This window comes from Streptomyces katrae, assembly GCF_000717655.1.
GTDB classification, from domain to species: Bacteria; Actinomycetota; Actinomycetes; order Streptomycetales; family Streptomycetaceae; genus Streptomyces; species Streptomyces katrae_B.
Genome location: NZ_JNZY01000030.1, coordinates 1 through 17,420, shown reverse-complemented (window position 1 = coordinate 17,420; position 17,420 = coordinate 1). Strand labels below are relative to the sequence as shown.

Sequence of the window (17,420 nt, the reverse complement as noted above, 5' to 3'; positions counted from 1 at the left end):
ACGGCCGGGCGGACCAGCACAAAGTCTACCGGCGTGCGCTGCGCGCCCGCCGTGGCTTGGCCAGGTGCGCTCCCGAGGGGCCCCGTACGGGCCCCTCATGCCCCGTCACCAGCGCCTACTCCTTGGCCGTCGCCCGCGACCGCCCGCGCGGCAGGACCCGTAGCGCGTCTCCCATGTCCGCGACCTCGGTGACCTTCATCCCGGCCGGCACCTTCCCGGGGTCGCCCGGCACCAGGGCGTGCGTGAAGCCGAGCCGGTGCGCCTCCGCGAGCCGCCGCTGCACTCCGGTCACGCGCCGCACCTCGCCCGCGAGGCCGACCTCCCCGATCGCGACGAGGTTCTTCGGCAGCGGCACGTCGCTCGCCGCCGAGGCCAGCGCCAGTGCGATCGCCAGGTCGGCGGCGGGCTCCGTCAGCTTCACCCCGCCCACGGTGGCGGAGTAGATGTCGCGCTTGCCGAGCGCGGTGATCCGGCCGCGCTGCTCCAGGACCGCCAGCATCATCGAGACGCGGGAGGTCTCCAGGCCCGAGGTGGTCCGCCGGGGCGAGGGGATCTGCGAGTCCACGGTCAGCGCCTGCACCTCGGCGACCAGCGGGCGCTTGCCCTCCAGCGTCACCGTCAGGCAGGTCCCGGGGACGGCCTCCGCGCGCCGGGTCAGGAACAGCCCGCTCGGGTCGGCGAGCCCGGTGATCCCCTCGTCGTGCAGTTCGAAGCAGCCCACCTCGTCGGTGGCCCCGTACCGGTTCTTGACGCCGCGTACGAGGCGCAGGCGCGCATGCCGGTCGCCCTCGAAGCTGAGGACCACGTCCACCAGATGCTCCAGCAGCCGCGGGCCGGCGATCGCCCCGTCCTTGGTGACGTGCCCGACCAGCAGGGTGGCCATCCCGCGCTCCTTGGAGGCGCGGATCAGCGCCCCGGCCACCTCGCGCACCTGGGCCATGCCGCCGGGCGCGCCGTCGATCTCGGGCGAGGCCACGGTCTGTACGGAGTCCAGGATCAGCAGCGAGGGCTGCACGGCGTCGAGGTGGCCCAGTACGGCGGACAGGTCGGTCTCGGCGGCGAGGAAGAGGTGGTCGTTCAGCGCGTTGATCCGGTCGGCCCGCAGCCGCACCTGGCTCGCCGACTCCTCACCCGTGACGTAGAGGGTGCGGTGCGCCTCGCTGGCCGCCTTCGCAGCGACGTCCAGCAGCAGCGTCGACTTCCCGACGCCCGGCTCGCCGGCCAGCAGGACGACGGCGCCGGGCACGAGCCCGCCGCCGAGGACCCGGTCCAGCTCGTCCACTCCGGTGCTGCGGGCGGTCGCCGTCCGGCCGTCGACCTGCGCGATCGGGAGCGCGGGCGCCGAGACCCGCCCGGCGGCGGTGGTCCGTACGGCGGGCGCGCCGCCCATCTCCTCCACGGTGCCCCACGCCTGGCACTCGGGGCACCGCCCGAGCCATTTCGCGGTCGTCCAGCCGCACTCGGAGCAGCGGTAGGACGGCCGGTCCTTGGCGGATGAACGAGATGTACGGGCAGCCATGCGGCCCACGGTATCCGGACCCTGTGACAGCGCCCGCGCCCCGGCCCCCGCCACGGCCCGAGCCCCGGCCCGTGGCCCCGCCGCACGCCAGGCGTCAGGGCCGCGGTCAGCACGGGTTCGATCTGTTCACCCGTAAGGGCTAAAACAGCTGAAGGCTTCACGGCCGTCACCGGCGTGCGGCCTACCTTCGCCAGGGTGAACAGCAGCGACCAGGAGAGCCCCGCCCAGCGCACCGGCGCACCCCCGGCGCACGGGCGCACGCCTCCCGAGGGCCCCAAAGGCCCCGGAGGAGAAGAGCACCCGCCCCCCTTCCGGCACGAGCCGTACCTCGATGGCCTGTTCACGTACTGCCTGTCGGTCCTCTGCGACCACGACACCGCCACCGAGGTGCTCGCCGACGTCCTCACCGTCGCCGCGCGGCACCCCGGCCGATGTCCCGACGAGGGGGGCCTGCGGGCCTGGCTGTACGCCCTCGCCCGCTGGGGATGTCTGCAGCGGCTGGCCGAGCACCGGCGGACCCGGCAGGGAGCGCATTCCGCCCAGCGCACGCCGGAGCGCACGGATTCCGAGCGCGCGCCGGCGGCGCACCGCTCCCTGGACGTGCATGCCTACCGGCGCACCGAGCTGGCCCGCCTCGCCTGGCCCGAGGCCGCCGGGACCACGCCCGCGCAGCGCGAGGCCCTCGAACTCGCCGTCCGCCACCGCCTCGGCGTCCCCGAACTCGCCGCCGTCCTCGGCACGCCCCCCGCCACCGCCCGGGAGCTGCTGGCCGGTGCCGCCTGCGAGGTGGAGCGGACCCGCGCCGCCCTCGCCGTCGTCGAGACCGGCGGCTGCCCCTCCGTCTCCCGGCTCACCGGCGACGGCCAGGTGCTCCTGTCCACCACCCTGCGTGCCGAGCTGGTCCGCCACGTCGACGACTGCCCCCGCTGCCGACGCGTCGCCGAACGCGTCGATGCCGCCGCCCCCTGGCCCGGCACCGGCGGCATCCACGCGGCGCTCCCGCTGGTCCCCGCCCCGCGCACCGCCGTCCGCGCGGCCATGCTCCGCTCCGGCGGCGGCGGCCGGCGCCGCCGCCGTCCCGGCCCGCGCTTCGACCGAACGGGCTTCCCGATGGACCCCCGGGACCGCGCGGCCCGCCGCGACCGGCTGCGCGCCCGGGCCGTGACCACCACCGTCGTCGCCACCGTGGTCGCGGCGCCGGTCCTCGCGCTGTGGGCCGCGTACCGCGGCGCCCCGGAGACCGGTGAAAGCGTCGGCGCGGATTCCACCCGGATCTCCGCGAGCGAGTCCGAGATCCCGGTTCCGTACCAGGACGGCCGCCCGCTGCGCGCGTACGAGAACGCCGGCAACACCGCCCACACCACCGGCGAGCCCGGCTTCGCCACGGGCAGCGCCGCCCCGGACACCCCCGACGTCTCCGTCGAGGTGATCAGCACCGGGCCGACCGCGGCTCCCGACCGGTCCGGGAACCCCGGCCGGCTCTCCGTCGCCGCCTCCTCGCGCGGGGGCACCACCCTGCTCACCCTCACCGCGTCCGGCGGGGCCCCGGTGGACTGGCGGCTCTGGTCCGACGCCCCCTGGCTGCGCGCGAGCCGGACCGCGGGCACGCTGGCCCCCGGAGAATCGATCACCCTGCAGATCGCCGTGGACACCGAAGCCCAGCCCGTGGGCGCCTGGTCCGCCCGGGTCGGCGTGGACCCGGGCGGCGCGGTGGTCTCCATCCAGGGCCGAGGCCGCCCGGCGCCGACGCCGACGGAGCCCACGCACCCGACGCCGACCCCGACAGCCACCCCCACGCCGACGGAAACCCCCACGCCGCCGACGCCGACGCCCACACCGACCCCCACCCCGACGCCGAGCGCCTCAGAAGGAACGGTTTCCCCACCCGTGGACCCGGGCGGGCCTGCGGGCTAGGCGTATTGATCACGAGCGGCGTGAACGGGCCCGGCGCTGCTGTCGGCTACGCCGGGTCCGCGGGGTGCGGAGCCATCGGCAGCAACGAGGACAGCCGCGCCTCGCACAGCTTCACGAGGGCCTCGTACCCCTCCTTGCCCATCAGCTCCGTCAGCTCGGCGCGGTACGACACGTACACCGGCTCGCCGGCGCCGTGCGCGGACGTCGCCGACGTGCACCACCAGTGCAGGTCGTGCCCGCCCGGGCCCCAGCCGCGCCGGTCGTACTCGCCGATCGACACCTGCAGCACGCGGGTGTCGTCCGGCCGGTCGATCCACTCGTACGTCCGGCGGATCGGCAGCTGCCAGCACACGTCGGGCTTGGTCTCCAGCGGCTCCTGGCCGCTCTTCAGCGCCAGGATGTGCAGGGAGCACCCGGCGCCCGCGGGGAACCCGGGCCGGTTCAGGAAGATGCACGCGCCGTCCCAGCGGCGGGTCTGCTTCTCCCCGTCGTCGTCGTGCTGCGTCCAGCCGGTCTCGCTGCCGACGTCGTGGAACTGCCACAGCTCGGGGGTCAGCCGTGCCACGTGCTCGGCGACCCGCTGCTCGTCGTCCTCGTCCGAGAAGTGCGCGCCGAGGGTGCAGCAGCCGTCATCGGCCCGGCCGGCCTGGATGCCCTGGCAGCCGCTGCCGAAGATGCACGTCCAGCGGGAGGTCAGCCAGGTCAGGTCGCAGCGGAAGACCTGCTCGGCGTCGGCAGGGTCGGGGAACTCCACCCAGGCCCGCGGGAAGTCGAGCCCCTTCTCGTCGTCACGCGCGACCGGGGTTTTGGCCCGGGGCTTCGCCTTCTTGGCCGGCTTGGCCTTGCCGGCCGGCTCGAGGTCGTCGGCCTTCTCGGCCTTCTCGGGCTTCCCGGCGGGCTTGGACTTGTTGGCCTTCTTCGTATTTGGCACAAACCCAAGCCTAAGCGCCCCTTACTCCACCCATACTCCAGCCGCACAGTAGCGTTTCCTCGTATGAGACTCGGTGTCCTTGATGTGGGTTCGAACACGATCCATCTGCTGGTGGTGGACGCGCACCCCGGCGCGCGCCCGCAGCCGGCGCACTCGCACAAGGTGGAACTGCGGCTGGCGGAGCTGCTCGATGAGGCCGGAGCGGTCACCCCGGCGGGCATAGAGCGCCTCGTATCGGTGATCGGCGAGGCCGCGCAGGCCGCCGAGGACAAGGGCTGCGAGGACGTGCTGCCCTTCGCGACCAGCGCGGTACGCGAGGCCACCAACGCGGACGAGGTCCTGGCCCGGGTGAAGCTCGAGACCGGCGTCGACCTCCCCATCCTCAGCGGCGAGGACGAGGCGCGGCTGACGTTCCTCGCCGTCCGCCGCTGGTTCGGCTGGTCCGCGGGCAAGCTGCTGGTCCTCGACATCGGCGGCGGCTCGCTGGAGATCGCGTACGGCATCGACGAGGACCCCGACGCGGCGGTCTCGCTGCCGCTGGGCGCGGGCCGCCTCACCACGGGCTGGCTCCCGGGCGACCCGCCGGACGCGGCGGACGTACGGGCCCTGCGGCGGCACGCGCGGGCCCAGATCGCGCGGACGGTCGGCGAGTTCAGCCGCTTCGGGGCGCCGGACCACGTGGTGGCGACGTCGAAGACGTTCCGGCAGCTGGCCCGCATCGCGGGCGCGGCGCGCTCGGCGGACGGGCTGTACGTACAGCGGGACCTGACCCGCAAGTCCCTGGAGGAGTGGGTCCCGAGGCTCGCGGCGATGACGACCGCGCAGCGGGCCGCCCTCCCGGGCGTCTCGGAGGGCCGCGCGTCCCAGTTGCTGGCGGGGGCGCTGGTCGCGGAGGGCGCGATGGACCTTTTCGGCGTCGACGAACTCGAGATCTGCCCCTGGGCCCTCCGCGAGGGCGTCATCCTCCGCCGCCTGGACCACCTCCCGTAGCGAGGCCCGTACGGGGCCTGCGGCGCGGGCGGCGCCTCCATCCCCGTCGCTCCACCGCCCGGGCGCGCTGGTTGCCCACCCGCCGCCCTCGGGATCGAGGCCCTGGGTCCGGTAGCCCCGCAGGGTCGGGCTTGGCGGCATTGCGCTCAGGCAGGCGCTGTCTGGCAGGCCGGGGCTCCGGGGGACGGCATGCCCGTGGGTCGGGATCAGGGAGGGTTCGGGGGTTTCCCGCCAGTCCCATCGTCTCTCCGTGTCGGGCCGGGCCCTCAAGGGCGCTTCGCGTCGCTTCGCGAGGGCCTTCGGCCCCTCTTGACCGCCCGTCCCGCCCCGGAAAGACAAGGACTGTCGGGAAGCCCCCCAAAGGACGGTCACCTGGACACAAGCCTTGAGCAGGGCAGCATCAGCGATCGCGAGCCTTGGTTCCGGGGGGATCCGGATGCCCAGCCGGGGCCCATGAGCAGGCCCGTCCCGGGTCGGGGCAGGCCCAGCCGGAGCCGGACGGCGACCAGACCACCCAGCGGCGCCGGGCAGGCGGCCGGCACGCATCAGATCGCTACGCGCTTAGGCCGGCATAGCGACTTCCGCCGACTGGGCTCCCCCCGGACCCTCACGCTGCTGAGGAGGACCGTTCCGGGTCGTGGTCGGCCCAGCCGGAGTTGGGCAGCGACCGGACCATCATCGGGGTGCAGGACGCGTCAGATCGCTGTGCGCTTCGGGTGGTGGTCGTCACGGCGGGGGAGGGTGTCGGGCCCGTACCCTGTCCCCGTGGCAAAACCAGTCCGGATCCCGACCGCGAAAGTCGCCCTCTCCACCGCCTCCGTGTACCCGGAGTCGACGGCGACCGCCTTCGAGATCGCCGCGCGCCTCGGGTACGACGGCGTCGAGGTGATGGTCTGGACGGATCCGGTCAGCCAGGACGTCGATGCGCTGCGGCGGCTCTCGGATCATCACCAGGTGCCGATCCTCGCCGTGCACGCCCCTTGTTTGTTGATCACGCAGCGCGTGTGGTCCACCGATCCCTGGACCAAGCTCCAGCGCGCGCAGGCCGCGGCCGAGCGGCTGGGGGCCTCCACCGTCGTCGTGCACCCGCCCTTCCGGTGGCAGCGGCAGTACGCGCGGGACTTCGTCAGCGGCATCTGGCGGATGGCCGACGAGACCGACGTCCGGTTCGCCGTCGAGAACATGTACCCGTGGCGGTACCGGGACCGGGAGATGCTGGCCTACGCCCCCGAGTGGGACGTCACCAAGGACGACTACCGGCATTTCACCGTCGATCTTTCGCATACCGCGACCGCCCGTACGGACGCCACCGCGATGATCGACCGCATGGGGGACCGGCTCGCGCACGTGCACCTCGCCGACGGGAACGGCTCGGCCAAGGACGAGCACCTCGTCCCCGGCCGCGGCACCCAGCCCTGCGCCGAGCTGCTGGAACGTCTCGCGGCCAGCTCCTTCGCCGGGCACGTCGTCATCGAGGTGAACACCCGCCGCGCGATGTCCTCCGCGGAGCGCGAGGCCGACCTCGCCGAGGCACTGGCCTTCACCCGGCTGCACCTCGCGGCCAGTGCCGGTGCCGCCCCGGTCCGGACCCCGCGGCCATGACGGAACCCGCCAAGCCGCGCCGCGGCCCCGGCCGGCCCCGTCAGGACGAGGCCGACGACGGCCCCGGCACCCAGGAGCGGATCCGGCTCGCGGCCCGCGAGGTGTTCGCGGAGCGGGGGTACGACAAGACGTCCGTACGCGGCATCGCGAAGGTCGCCGGCGTGGACCCGGCGCTGGTACACCACTATTTCGGCAGCAAGGACGACCTCTTCGCCGCCGCCATCGAGGTCACGATGGAGCCGGCCCTCGTCCTCCCCGCGATCGTGGGAGAGGGCCCCGACGGCATCGGCGAGCGGCTCGCGCGTTATTTCCTGGGGGTCTGGGAGAACCCGGCCACCCGGGCCCCGCTCCTCGCCGTCGTCCGCTCCGCCCTCACCCACGAGGCCGCGGCTGCCGTGCTGCGCCGGCTGGTCCTGCGCCGGGTCCTGGAACGGGTCGCGGCCGACCTCAAGGTGCCCGACCCCACCTTCCGCGCCGAGCTCGCCGCCTCCCACATGATCGGCATCGCGCTCCTGCGGTACGTGGTCCAGGTCGAGCCCCTCGCGTCCGCCGACCCGGAGGCCATCGTCGCCCTGGTGGCCCCGACCCTCCAGCGCTACTTGACCGAGGAATGAGCCGGGCGTCCCGTCATGCGGACAACCTGTCCGCATGACGGGCCAGGGGCGTAGCCTCGTAACCGAGCCATATCCACAGTCGTAAAGTCGCGGCCGGCGCCTCGCGCCACCGCACTCATGGGGAGTGAACCCGATGCCCGAGCTGAGGTCCCGCACCGTCACCCACGGCCGCAACATGGCGGGCGCACGCGCCCTTATGCGTGCGTCGGGCGTAGCGAGCGAGGACATCGGGAAGCCGATCATCGCGGTCGCCAACTCGTTCACAGAGTTCGTCCCCGGGCACACGCACCTTGCCCCCGTCGGCCGGATCGTCTCCGACGCCATCCGCGCCGCGGGAGCCGTCCCGCGCGAGTTCAACACCATCGCGGTCGACGACGGCATCGCCATGGGCCACGGCGGCATGCTGTACTCCCTGCCCTCCCGCGACCTGATCGCGGACAGCGTGGAGTACATGGTCGAGGCGCACTGCGCCGACGCGCTCATCTGCATCTCCAACTGCGACAAGATCACGCCCGGCATGCTGATGGCCGCCATGCGCCTCAACATCCCCGTCGTGTTCGTGTCGGGCGGCCCGATGGAGGCCGGCCAGGCCATCCTCGTCGACGGAACCGTCCGCAAGCTCGACCTGATCGACGCCATGGTCGACGCGTCCAACGAGAACGTCTCCGACGAGGACGTGCTGCGGATCGAGGAGAACGCCTGTCCGACCTGTGGGTCGTGCAGCGGCATGTTCACCGCCAACTCGATGAACTGCCTCGCCGAAGCCATCGGTCTGGCCCTCCCCGGCAACGGCTCCGTCCTCGCCACGCACACCGCCCGCCGCGCCCTGTACGAGGACGCCGGCCGCACGGTCGTCGAGATCACCAAGCGGTACTACGAGCAGGACGACCACTCGGTCCTGCCGCGCTCCATCGCGACCCGCCAGGCCTTCGAGAACGCCATGGCCCTCGACATCGCCATGGGCGGCTCGACGAACACGATCCTGCACCTGCTGGCCGCCGCGCAGGAGGCGGGCCTGGAGTACGACCTCACCGACATCGACGAGGTGTCGAGGCGCGTCCCGTGCCTGGCCAAGGTCGCGCCGAACGTGGCGCCCGGCGGCACGTACTACATGGAGGACATCCACCGGGCCGGCGGCATCCCCGCCATCCTCGGCGAACTGCACCGCGGCGGGCTCCTGAACAAGGACGTCACCACGGTCCACTCCGAGAACCTGGAGGACTGGCTCGGGAAGTGGGACGCCCGCAGCGGCACGGCCTCGGAGGAGGCCATGGAGCTGTGGCACGCGGCCCCCGGCTGCGTCCGCTCCGCCACCGCCTTCTCCCAGTCCGAGCGCTGGGACACCCTGGACCTCGACGCCGAGGGCGGCTGCATCCGGTCGGTGCAGCACGCGTACTCGAAGGACGGCGGGCTGGCGGTCCTGCGCGGCAACATCGCGGTCGACGGGTGCGTGGTGAAGACGGCGGGCGTCGACGAGTCGATCTGGACCTTCGAGGGCCCGGCCGTCGTCTGCGAATCGCAGGACGAGGCGGTCGACAAGATCCTCCGCAAGGAGATCAAGGCGGGCGACGTCGTCGTCATCCGGTACGAGGGCCCGCGCGGCGGTCCCGGCATGCAGGAGATGCTTTACCCGACGTCGTTCCTGAAGGGCCGCGGCCTCGGCAAGGTCTGCGCGCTGGTCACGGACGGCCGCTTCTCCGGCGGTACGTCGGGCCTGTCCATCGGCCACGCCTCCCCGGAGGCGGCCTCGGGCGGCGACATCGCCGTAGTCGAGGACGGCGACCGGATCCGGATCGACATTCCGAACCGCTCGATCGAGCTCCTGGTCGACGAGGCCACGCTGGCTGCCCGCCACGAGGCCCTGGGCGGCGTCTATGCCCCGAAGAACCGCGAGCGCAAGGTCTCGGCGGCCCTGCGTGCGTACGCGGCGATGGCGACGAGCGCCGACAAGGGCGCAGTCCGCGACGTCACCCTGCTGGGCGGCTGACCGGCCCGGCCACCAAGGCTCCGCCTGCTGGGTGCATGACCTGGTCCTGCGTAGGCGCGGCTCCGCTTGCCGGGTGCGCGACGCGGACGCGCGCAGGCGGCTCCGCTTGCGGGTGCCTGACGCGGCCTTGCGCAGCGGCTCGGGTGCTGCGCCGTTGCCGGGGGCGCTGCCCCGGCCTCAATCGCCGACGGGGCTGGAGTTCCCCGGTCTTTGAGCCTCGCCGGCGATTGAGGCGCGGGGTCCGGGGGCCGGCCCCCGGGTCTTTCACGGGTCCGGGGCGGAGCCCCGGGGAACGGTGGAAGGGCGGGTAGGGGACCAGCCCCGCGCAGCGGCCACCACGGCCGGGTCCGCCAGGCGGCGCGGGGCCGTCCACCGGCGGGCTGGGCTTCGGGCACCACCGGCGGCCCGGCCGGGTTACCAGCCGGCGGGGTCGGCGGAGGCGACCGCGAAGACCGATCCGTCCGGTGCCGTCCCGTACACCCGCCCGTCGGCAGACACCGGCGCAGGCAGCGCCGCCGCGAAGCCGTCCCCCGCGTCACCCATCCGCGGCTTCGTCTGCCCCACCAGCCGCCCACTGCCCGCATCGACCGCCAACAGCCGCCCGTCCGGCGCCGCCAGGTGGATCCGGCCGTCGGCCGCCACCGGCCGGGACGCCACGGCCAGGCCGGTCTCCAGCCGCCACTGCTCCCGCTCGGCGCCCACCGCGACCAGCCCGCCCGACACCCCCACCACGTACACGACGCCGTCCGCGCCCACCGACGCCTCCGCGTCGAACAGCGGCGCCGACAGCCGGACCCGCCGTACGGCATGAGTCGTCAGGTCCACCCGGACCACCGCACCGGTCCTGGCCTCCGCGTCGCTGTCCAGCAGGAACAGCCCGCCCTGCGCGAGGCCGGCCGGCCGCAGCCGCCCCGCCGTCCGCAACTGCCAGCTCAGCGCCCCGCTCGCCGGGTCCACCGCCGCGAGCTGCGTCGTACCGCCGCCCCCGCCCCCGTCCGGCGTCGCCACGTACATCACCGGCGCCCCGGCGGAACCCGGGCCTCCGCCCCACCACACGGAGCCCACCCCGCCGAGCTGCTTCGTCCACCGCACGGCCCCGCTGGCCGCGTCGAGCGCGGTCACGCTCCCGTCCGGCGGCACGAGCAGCACCTGCCCGCCCGCGGCCACCGCCCGCGCGCCGTCCGGCAGTCTCCGCTTCCAGCGTTCGGCGCCCGTACCCGGATCCAGCGCCTGGAGCGTCCCGCTGCCCGGGGCGACCGCGAGGACCAGCCCGCCCGCGTGCAGCGGCGCGCTGTCCGTCGCCGTCGCCGTCCGCGTGGCCGGGGTGGCCGCCTTCACCGACCACAGCACCGTGCCGTCCGCGGGGTCGAGCCGGGCCGCGGTCACCCCCGGCCCCGCGCAGTACAGCGCAGCCTCCCAGGAACAGGACCCGGCGCCGGTCCGGCTCCCGGCCCCCGGCGCGCCCAGCGCAACCGCCCACGGGACGAAAGGCTTCGACGGCACGGGACCGGCCTTCGTCCCGGCGGCGGTCTTCCCCGGCGGTCCGGCACCCGCCCCGAAGTGCAGGTACCCGCCCAGGGCCCCGCCCGCCAGCAGCAGCCCGGCCACCACCGCCGCGGCCACCATCGCCCTGCGCCGCCGCCCCCGGCCGGCGGGACCGGGCTCGACGGCGATCCGCTCCCGCCGGTGCGTGGTCTCCTTGGCCCCGCCCGTTTCCCGCGGCCGCGGGATGAACGTCTGGGTGTCCTCGGAGGTCGGGTACGCCACCGCCCGCATCTCCGCGATCAGCTCCGCCGCCGTGGGCCGGTCCGCCGGCTCCTTCGCCAGGCACCGCGCGACGAGCGGTACGAGCCGCTCCGGCAGCCCGCTGAGGTCCGGCTCGGCGTGCACGACCTGGTACGCCACGAGGTAGTGGCTGTCGGAGTCGAACGGCCCGTGCCCCGTCGCCGCGTGGACGAGCACCGCGCCCAGGGCGAAGACGTCCGCGGCCGTCCCCACCTCCCGCGGCCGCTGGAACTGCTCCGGCGCCATGTACGGCGGCGTCCCGATCAGCTTCCCGGTCTCGGTCCGCAGATCGCTGTCGGCCGGCCGCGAGATGCCGAAGTCGATGACCCGCACCCCGTCCGGGGCCATCAGTACGTTGCTGGGCTTCAGGTCCCGGTGCACCACACCCGCCCGGTGGATGTCCCGCAGGGCCTCCGCCAGCCCGGCGGCGAGCCTGGCCAGTTCGACGGGGTCCAGCACCCGCTCCCGTACGCGCTCGGCCAGCGTCGGGGCGTCGATGAACAGGGTGGCCATCCAGGGCCGTTCGGCATCCGGATCGGCATCCACGACGGGCGCGGTGAAGGCCCCGCTCACCCGCCGGGCGGCGGTGACCTCCTGCCGGAACCGGGCCCGGAACTCCGCATCGACCGCATGCTCGGCATGCACGATCTTGACGGCGAGTTTCAGCCCCGAGCCGGAGGTGGCCAGATGGACGACTCCCATCCCTCCGGAGCCGAGCACCGATTCGAGCCGGTACTGCCCGGCGTACTCCGGAAAGCCCACGTAGTCCGCGCGCAGCGAATGCACCGCTCACCACCCCCGCCGGAGCCTAGTCGATGACCCGTACGAATCTCCAAGGGTCCTGCTACCCTGCGCGAGTTGCGCACGGCAACACCCGTGGGGGGAGATTTCGCATGACGACAGAGAATGATTCCAGCCAAGTCCAGAGCCTCGCAGCCGACTCCGGATTCCCGACATTTCCGGTCGCCCCGGGGTACCGCGTGAACGTCCGCAGCGGCCCGGGCACCAACTACTCGGTCATCGACGTCCTGCCCTACGGCGCGTCCGTCGCGATCCGCTGCCAGTGCGACGGCACGACCGTCTCCGGCCCGTACGGCACGTCGGACATCTGGGACTGCATCGGCAACGGCCGCTTCGTGTCCGACGCCTATGTGAAGACGGGCAGCGACGGCTACGTCGCCACGCGCTGCGGCTAGGCCCTGAGCCGAGGCCGCCCGTCTGCCACGTGAGACGACCCCGGCCGGGTCGGCGGGGCGGTGGATAATCGCTGGCGTGAGCGACGACGACCAGCGAGACCAGACCCCCGCCGAGCCGGCCGTGCAGGCCCCTGCGGCTCCCGCCCGCGTCGACGGGCCCGAGCCCGAGCCGATCCGGTTCTTCGGCACCACCTGGCTGAACCACGACGGCGGCTACGCCCTGCGCCGCGTCGGCCTCGCCGCCGGCTCGCTCGTCACCGCCGTGGCCGCGGCCGTCCTGCTCCGCCTCGCCTACGAGGGCCTGGAGATCGGCAACGTCGGCTCGTTCCTCAGCATCTCCGTCGTCGTCCTCTTCGCGATCGCGAGCTCCATCGCCTTCGTCAAGACCTGGGACTCCTTCAACCGCCGTCCCGCCCCGTCCTCCGACGAGGCCGCCCTCAAGGGCCTGAAGACGATCGGTTTCATCGGCTCCCTCATCGCGTACTTCCTGCGCTGCTTCGCCGAAGCCCCCGGCGAGAAGCTGCGCCGCGCCGAGTACCAGCTCGCCATCGCCGAATTCGCCCGCCGCCGCAGCGCCCGTACGGGCAACCCGGCCGCGCGCCGCCCCAAGCGGAAGAAGTAGCCGCCCGGCCCCTTCGGCCGCCCCCGCCCCTTCAGCCGGCCCGTCCTGTTGACGCCCCGGCACCGCCAGGAGCATTATTCATCACATGATGAATAACCGAGAGCGAGAAGCCGCCACGGCCACGGCGCAAGCCTCGCCGGAGACCACGGCCACCGCCGTGCACGCCCGCGGCCTCACCGTCCGGCGCGGCACCGGCCGCGCGCCCCGCACCGTCATCGACGACATCGCCTTCGACGTCCCCCGCGGCCGCATCACCGGCCTCCTCGGCCCCTCCGGCTGCGGAAAATCCACCCTCTTGCGCTCCATCGTCGGCACCCAGGCCCACGTCACCGGCACCCTCGACGTCCTCGGCCGCCCCGCCGGCCACCCCGAGCTCCGCTCCCGCATCGGCTACGTCACCCAGGCGCCCTCCGTCTACGACGACCTCACCGTCCGGCAGAACCTCGACTACTTCGCCGCCGTCCTCGACCCCGGCCGCGCCGCCGCCGAGCGCCGCCGCGCCACCGTCACCCGCGCCATCGCCGACGTCGACCTCACCACCCACGCCGCCGCCCTCGCCGGCAACCTCTCCGGCGGCCAGCGCAGCCGCGTCTCCCTCGCCGTCGCACTCCTCGGCACCCCCGAGCTCCTCGTCCTCGACGAACCCACCGTCGGCCTCGACCCCGTCCTGCGCCGCGACCTGTGGAACCTCTTCCACGACATCGCCGCCACCCGCGGCGCCACGATCCTCGTCTCCTCCCACGTCATGGACGAGGCCGAGCGCTGCCACGACCTGCTCCTCATGCGCGAGGGCCGCATCCTCGCCCAGGACACCCCCGGCGCACTGCGCACCCGTACCCACTCCGCCACCGTCGAGGAGGGCTTCCTCCGCCTCGTCGACGACGCCGACACCCTCGCCGCCCAGGAGCAGACGCCATGACCGCCACCACCGCAATCAGCGGCGCCCGCACCGCCGCCACCGCCGCCCGCGTCCTGCGCCAGCTGCGCCACGACCCGCGCTCCATCGCGCTGATGCTCCTGGTCCCCGTACTGATGCTGACGCTGCTGCGCTTCGTCTTCGACGGGAACCCCCGCACGTTCGACAGCATCGGGGCGTCCCTCCTCGGGATCTTCCCCCTCATCACCATGTTCCTGGTGACCTCCATCGCGACCCTGCGCGAACGCACCTCCGGCACGCTCGAACGCCTCCTCGCCATGCCGCTCGGCAAGGGCGACCTGATCGCCGGCTACGCCCTCGCCTTCGGCGCCGTCGCCGTCGTCCAGTCCCTCCTCGCCACCGGCCTCGCCCTCTGGCTCCTCGGCCTCGACGTCATCGGCTCCCCCTGGCTGCTCCTGCTCGTCGCCCTGCTCGACGCCCTCCTCGGCACCGCGCTCGGTCTCTTCGTCTCCGCCTTCGCAGCCAGCGAGTTCCAGGCCGTCCAGTTCATGCCGGCCGTGATCTTTCCCCAGCTCCTGCTCTGCGGGCTCTTCGCCGCGCGCAACACCATGCAGCCCGTCCTCGAAGGCCTCTCGAACGTGCTGCCCATGTCCTACGCCGTCGACGGCATGACGCAGGTCCTCACCCACACCGACATGACCGCCGACTTCGTCCGCGACGCCGTGATCGTCGCCGCCTGCGCGCTGTTCGTCCTCGCCCTCGGCGCGGCCACCCTCCGCCGCCGTACGCCCTGACCGCACTGCGGACACCGCCTCGCCGCCGCGCGCACGGGTGCAAGGATGAGCAGGCAGACGCAGCACACGTGCAAGAACGTTCGGCGAGGTGAATCGGGCATGACCCAGACAGTCGCAGTCCTCGGTACCGGCAAGATCGGCGAGGCCCTGCTCAGCGGAATGATCCGCGGCGGCTGGCCCGCCTCCAAACTCCTCGTCACCGCCCGCCGCCCCGAACGCGCCGAAGAGCTCCGTGCCCGCTACGGCGTCGAGGCCGTCAGCAACGCCGAGGCCGCCAAGCGCGCCGACACCCTCATCCTCACCGTCAAGCCGCAGGACATGGGCAAGCTCCTCGAGGAGCTCGCCCCGCACGTCCCCGCCGACCGCCTGGTCATCAGCGGCGCCGCCGGCATCCCCACCTCCTTCTTCGAGGAACGGCTCGCCTCCGGCACCCCCGTCGTCCGCGTCATGACGAACACCCCCGCCCTCGTCGACGAGGCCATGTCCGTCATCTCGGCCGGCAGCCACGCCACCGCCGAACACCTCGCCCACACCGAGGAGATCTTCGGCGGCGTCGGCAAGACCCTGCGCGTCCCCGAGTCCCAGCAGGACGCCGCCACCGCCCTCTCCGGCTCCGGCCCCGCCTACTTCTACTTCCTCGTCGAGGCGATGACCGACGCCGGCATCCTCCTCGGCCTGCCCCGTGCCCAGGCCCACGACCTCATCGTCCAGGCCGCCATCGGCGCCGCCGTGATGCTCCGCGACAGCGGCGAGCACCCGGTCAAGCTCCGCGAGGCCGTCACCTCCCCGGCAGGCACCACCATCAACGCGATCGTCGAACTCGAACGCCACGGCGTACGGGCCGCCCTGATCGCAGCCCTCGAAGCAGCCCGCGACCGCAGCCGCGAACTCGCCTCCGGCAACAGCTGACCCAGGAGGCACGCAGGTACGGGCTCCTGCTCGAGCGGGGCCCGTACCTGCGCCTCCGTCAGGGCTCCAGCAGCCCGATCGCCCGGTACGCCCGGTCCACGACCGGCCGCGCCAGGGCCCGCGCCCGCTCGGCCCCGTCCCGCAGCACCTTCTCCACCGCCGCCGGGTCGGCCGCCAGCTCGGCATGCCGCTCCTGCACCGGCCGCAGCACCTCCACGACCGCATCGGCGACATCCCGCTTGAGCGCCCCGTAGCCGCTGTACTCCTCCGCGAGCGCGGCCGGATCCCCGCCCGTGCAGGCGGCCAGCACGTCCAGCAGGTTCGCGACTCCCGGCCTTGTCGCCCGGTCGTAGACGACCCCTCCGTCCCCGCTGTCGGTCACGGCCCGCATGACCTTCTTCCGGATCACCCCGGGCTCGTCCAGCATGAACACCACGCCGGGCCCCGCGCCGCCGGACTTCCCCATCTTCGAAGTCGGCTCCTGCAGGTCCATGACCCGCGCGGCCACCTGCGGCAGCGTCACCTTCGGCACCGTGAACGTGTGCCCGTACCGCTGGTTGAACCGCACCGCCAGATCCCGGGCCAGCTCCACGTGCTGCCGCTGGTCCTCACCCACCGGGACCTCCTCGGTCCCGTACGCCAGGATGTCGGCGGCCATCAGCACGGGATACGTCAGCAGCGACAGCCGTACGCCCTGCCCGGACGTCTGCGCCTGCGCGGACTTCTCCTTGTACTGGACCATCCGACGCATCTCCCCGTCGGTGGCGGTGCACTCCAGCAGGTACGAGAGCCGGGTGTGCTCGTCGACGTGGCTCTGCATGAACAGGGTGCATTTCTCCGGGTCCAGCCCAGAGGCGAGGAACAGCGTCGCCGCCTGCCTGCTGAGCCGGCGCACCCGCGCGGGATCGTGCTCGACGGTCAGGGCGTGAAGGTCCACGACGCAGAACAGCGCCTCGTCCGGCGCCTGATCGGCGGCAACCCACTGCCGGACGGCCCCCAGGTAGTTGCCCAGCGTCAGATGCCCGGACGGCTTGATCCCGCTGAAGATCCTCTTCATGTCCTGTCTCCCTGTTCGTGGCTGGGTGTCGGACCGCCGCGTCGGGCGACCGAGCCACTCCCGGGAGGGGAGAGACAGAAACGGCCGCCGTAAGCGGCGGCCGTGAGCGCATGCGTGCTCGTATGGAAGGTCGGCCGCCGTCAGGCGGCCCACCAACGAAGGCTGAGCGTGGGCACATGCGTGGTCATGGACCCCAGGCTAGCCCTGCAGGGTGGCCTCTGTCCTGGAGTTGACACGCGAGTCCGAGATCCGTAAGGTTCTTCGAGTTGTCCGACGTGAGCGCCGACTCCGGTCGGTCCCCGGACAGCCATCCCGCACTACACATTCGAACGAACGGCGCACTGTGTCGTCTCGTTTTCATGCGTATTTGCGAATGAGGAATCCGTGTCCGAGGACGCAGCCGCCGATTAGGTTCGGGGGCAAGGAATCCGCTACTGTCTCACTCGCCGCAAGGGCCCAACAGCCCAAGCGGCGCAACCCGCTGACTGGGGGTCAGGCCCGAAAGGATCTGATAGAGTCGGAATCGCCGGAAAGGGAAAGCGCGAAAGCGAAGACCCCGGAAAGCAAGCGGGACTGACTCTGATAGAGTCGGAAACGCAAGAACGAAAGCCCGGAGGAAAGCC

The 17,420-nt window shown here is 73.2% G+C and carries 14 protein-coding genes; 10 read left to right on the top strand and 4 right to left on the bottom strand.

The annotated features are described in order from the left end of the window. Positions 1-115 precede the first annotated feature (115 nt). Complete coding sequence (gene radA / locus IF09_RS0129220; RefSeq protein ID WP_030300653.1) at positions 116-1,519, bottom strand: DNA repair protein RadA; 1,404 nt, start codon at positions 1,517-1,519, stop codon at positions 116-118. A 195-nt stretch (positions 1,520-1,714) separates the two neighbouring features. Here radA and IF09_RS0129215 point away from each other — a divergent pair, with 195 nt between their 5' ends. Then, positions 1,715-3,433, top strand: a complete 1,719-nt coding sequence (locus tag IF09_RS0129215) for a BACON domain-containing protein (protein ID WP_030300651.1) — start codon at positions 1,715-1,717, stop codon at positions 3,431-3,433. A 46-nt stretch (positions 3,434-3,479) separates the two neighbouring features. On the opposite strand, the gene IF09_RS0129210 is transcribed toward IF09_RS0129215, so the two are convergent. Next, positions 3,480-4,364, bottom strand: coding sequence for a hypothetical protein (locus tag IF09_RS0129210; protein ID WP_030300649.1), 885 nt, complete (start codon positions 4,362-4,364; stop codon positions 3,480-3,482). 63 nt (positions 4,365-4,427) lie between these two features. On the opposite strand from IF09_RS0129210, the gene IF09_RS0129205 reads away from it, so the two are divergent. The 4 genes from IF09_RS0129205 to ilvD all read left to right on the top strand — a co-directional run bounded on the left by IF09_RS0129205 (position 4,428) and on the right by ilvD (position 9,557). Continuing rightward, the gene (locus tag IF09_RS0129205; protein WP_030300647.1) at positions 4,428-5,354 is read left to right on the top strand and encodes a Ppx/GppA phosphatase family protein; all 927 of its coding nucleotides are present in this window, start codon (positions 4,428-4,430) and stop codon (positions 5,352-5,354) included. Positions 5,355-6,119: 765 nt separating this feature from the next. After that, positions 6,120-6,956 (top strand): sugar phosphate isomerase/epimerase family protein, encoded by an 837-nt coding sequence (locus tag IF09_RS0129200; RefSeq protein WP_030300645.1) that lies wholly within the window; start codon positions 6,120-6,122, stop codon positions 6,954-6,956. Beyond that, the gene (locus IF09_RS0129195; RefSeq protein WP_030300643.1) at positions 6,953-7,570 is read left to right on the top strand and encodes a TetR family transcriptional regulator; all 618 of its coding nucleotides are present in this window, start codon (positions 6,953-6,955) and stop codon (positions 7,568-7,570) included. The genes IF09_RS0129200 and IF09_RS0129195 overlap by 4 nt, the downstream gene beginning before the upstream one ends. Before the next feature lie 133 nt (positions 7,571-7,703). Then, entirely contained in the window at positions 7,704-9,557 is a 1,854-nt protein-coding gene (gene ilvD, locus IF09_RS0129190) for a dihydroxy-acid dehydratase (protein WP_030300641.1), read from the top strand. A gap of 414 nt (positions 9,558-9,971) precedes the next feature. Here ilvD and IF09_RS0129185 read toward each other — a convergent pair whose 3' ends face one another. Next, positions 9,972-12,128: a protein kinase domain-containing protein gene (locus tag IF09_RS0129185; RefSeq protein ID WP_030300639.1), complete on the bottom strand. Its 2,157-nt coding sequence runs from the start codon at positions 12,126-12,128 to the stop codon at positions 9,972-9,974. 107 nt (positions 12,129-12,235) lie between these two features. Here IF09_RS0129185 and IF09_RS0129180 point away from each other — a divergent pair, with 107 nt between their 5' ends. From IF09_RS0129180 to proC, 5 genes are all read left to right on the top strand, one after another. Beyond that, complete coding sequence (locus IF09_RS0129180) at positions 12,236-12,538, top strand: SH3 domain-containing protein (protein WP_030300637.1); 303 nt, start codon at positions 12,236-12,238, stop codon at positions 12,536-12,538. Between the two features lie 76 nt (positions 12,539-12,614). Beyond that, positions 12,615-13,160 (top strand): hypothetical protein, encoded by a 546-nt coding sequence (locus IF09_RS0129175; protein ID WP_030300635.1) that lies wholly within the window; start codon positions 12,615-12,617, stop codon positions 13,158-13,160. 85 nt (positions 13,161-13,245) lie between these two features. Next, a complete protein-coding gene (locus IF09_RS0129170) occupies positions 13,246-14,079 on the top strand; it encodes an ABC transporter ATP-binding protein (RefSeq protein WP_030300633.1) in 834 nt (277 codons plus the stop codon). Continuing rightward, positions 14,076-14,831, top strand: coding sequence for an ABC transporter permease (locus IF09_RS0129165; protein ID WP_030300631.1), 756 nt, complete (start codon positions 14,076-14,078; stop codon positions 14,829-14,831). Before IF09_RS0129170 ends, IF09_RS0129165 begins: the two co-directional genes overlap by 4 nt. A 99-nt stretch (positions 14,832-14,930) precedes the next feature. Continuing rightward, positions 14,931-15,740, top strand: a complete 810-nt coding sequence (gene proC / locus IF09_RS0129160) for a pyrroline-5-carboxylate reductase (RefSeq protein WP_030300629.1) — start codon at positions 14,931-14,933, stop codon at positions 15,738-15,740. Positions 15,741-15,798: 58 nt separating this feature from the next. Here proC and trpS read toward each other — a convergent pair whose 3' ends face one another. After that, positions 15,799-16,797: a tryptophan--tRNA ligase gene (gene trpS, locus IF09_RS0129155; protein WP_030300627.1), complete on the bottom strand. Its 999-nt coding sequence runs from the start codon at positions 16,795-16,797 to the stop codon at positions 15,799-15,801. Between the last annotated feature and the right edge of the window lie 623 nt (positions 16,798-17,420).

Coding starts and splice junctions, on each gene's coding strand:
- ilvD (WP_030300641.1), top strand. CDS start 7,704: ATGCCCGAGCTGAGGTCCCGCACCGTCACCCACGGCCGCAACATGGCG.
- IF09_RS0129165 (WP_030300631.1), top strand. CDS start 14,076: ATGACCGCCACCACCGCAATCAGCGGCGCCCGCACCGCCGCCACCGCC.
- IF09_RS0129195 (WP_030300643.1), top strand. CDS start 6,953: ATGACGGAACCCGCCAAGCCGCGCCGCGGCCCCGGCCGGCCCCGTCAG.
- trpS (WP_030300627.1), bottom strand. CDS start 16,797: ATGAAGAGGATCTTCAGCGGGATCAAGCCGTCCGGGCATCTGACGCTG.
- IF09_RS0129180 (WP_030300637.1), top strand. CDS start 12,236: ATGACGACAGAGAATGATTCCAGCCAAGTCCAGAGCCTCGCAGCCGAC.
- IF09_RS0129170 (WP_030300633.1), top strand. CDS start 13,246: ATGATGAATAACCGAGAGCGAGAAGCCGCCACGGCCACGGCGCAAGCC.
- radA (WP_030300653.1), bottom strand. CDS start 1,519: ATGGCTGCCCGTACATCTCGTTCATCCGCCAAGGACCGGCCGTCCTAC.
- proC (WP_030300629.1), top strand. CDS start 14,931: ATGACCCAGACAGTCGCAGTCCTCGGTACCGGCAAGATCGGCGAGGCC.
- IF09_RS0129205 (WP_030300647.1), top strand. CDS start 4,428: ATGAGACTCGGTGTCCTTGATGTGGGTTCGAACACGATCCATCTGCTG.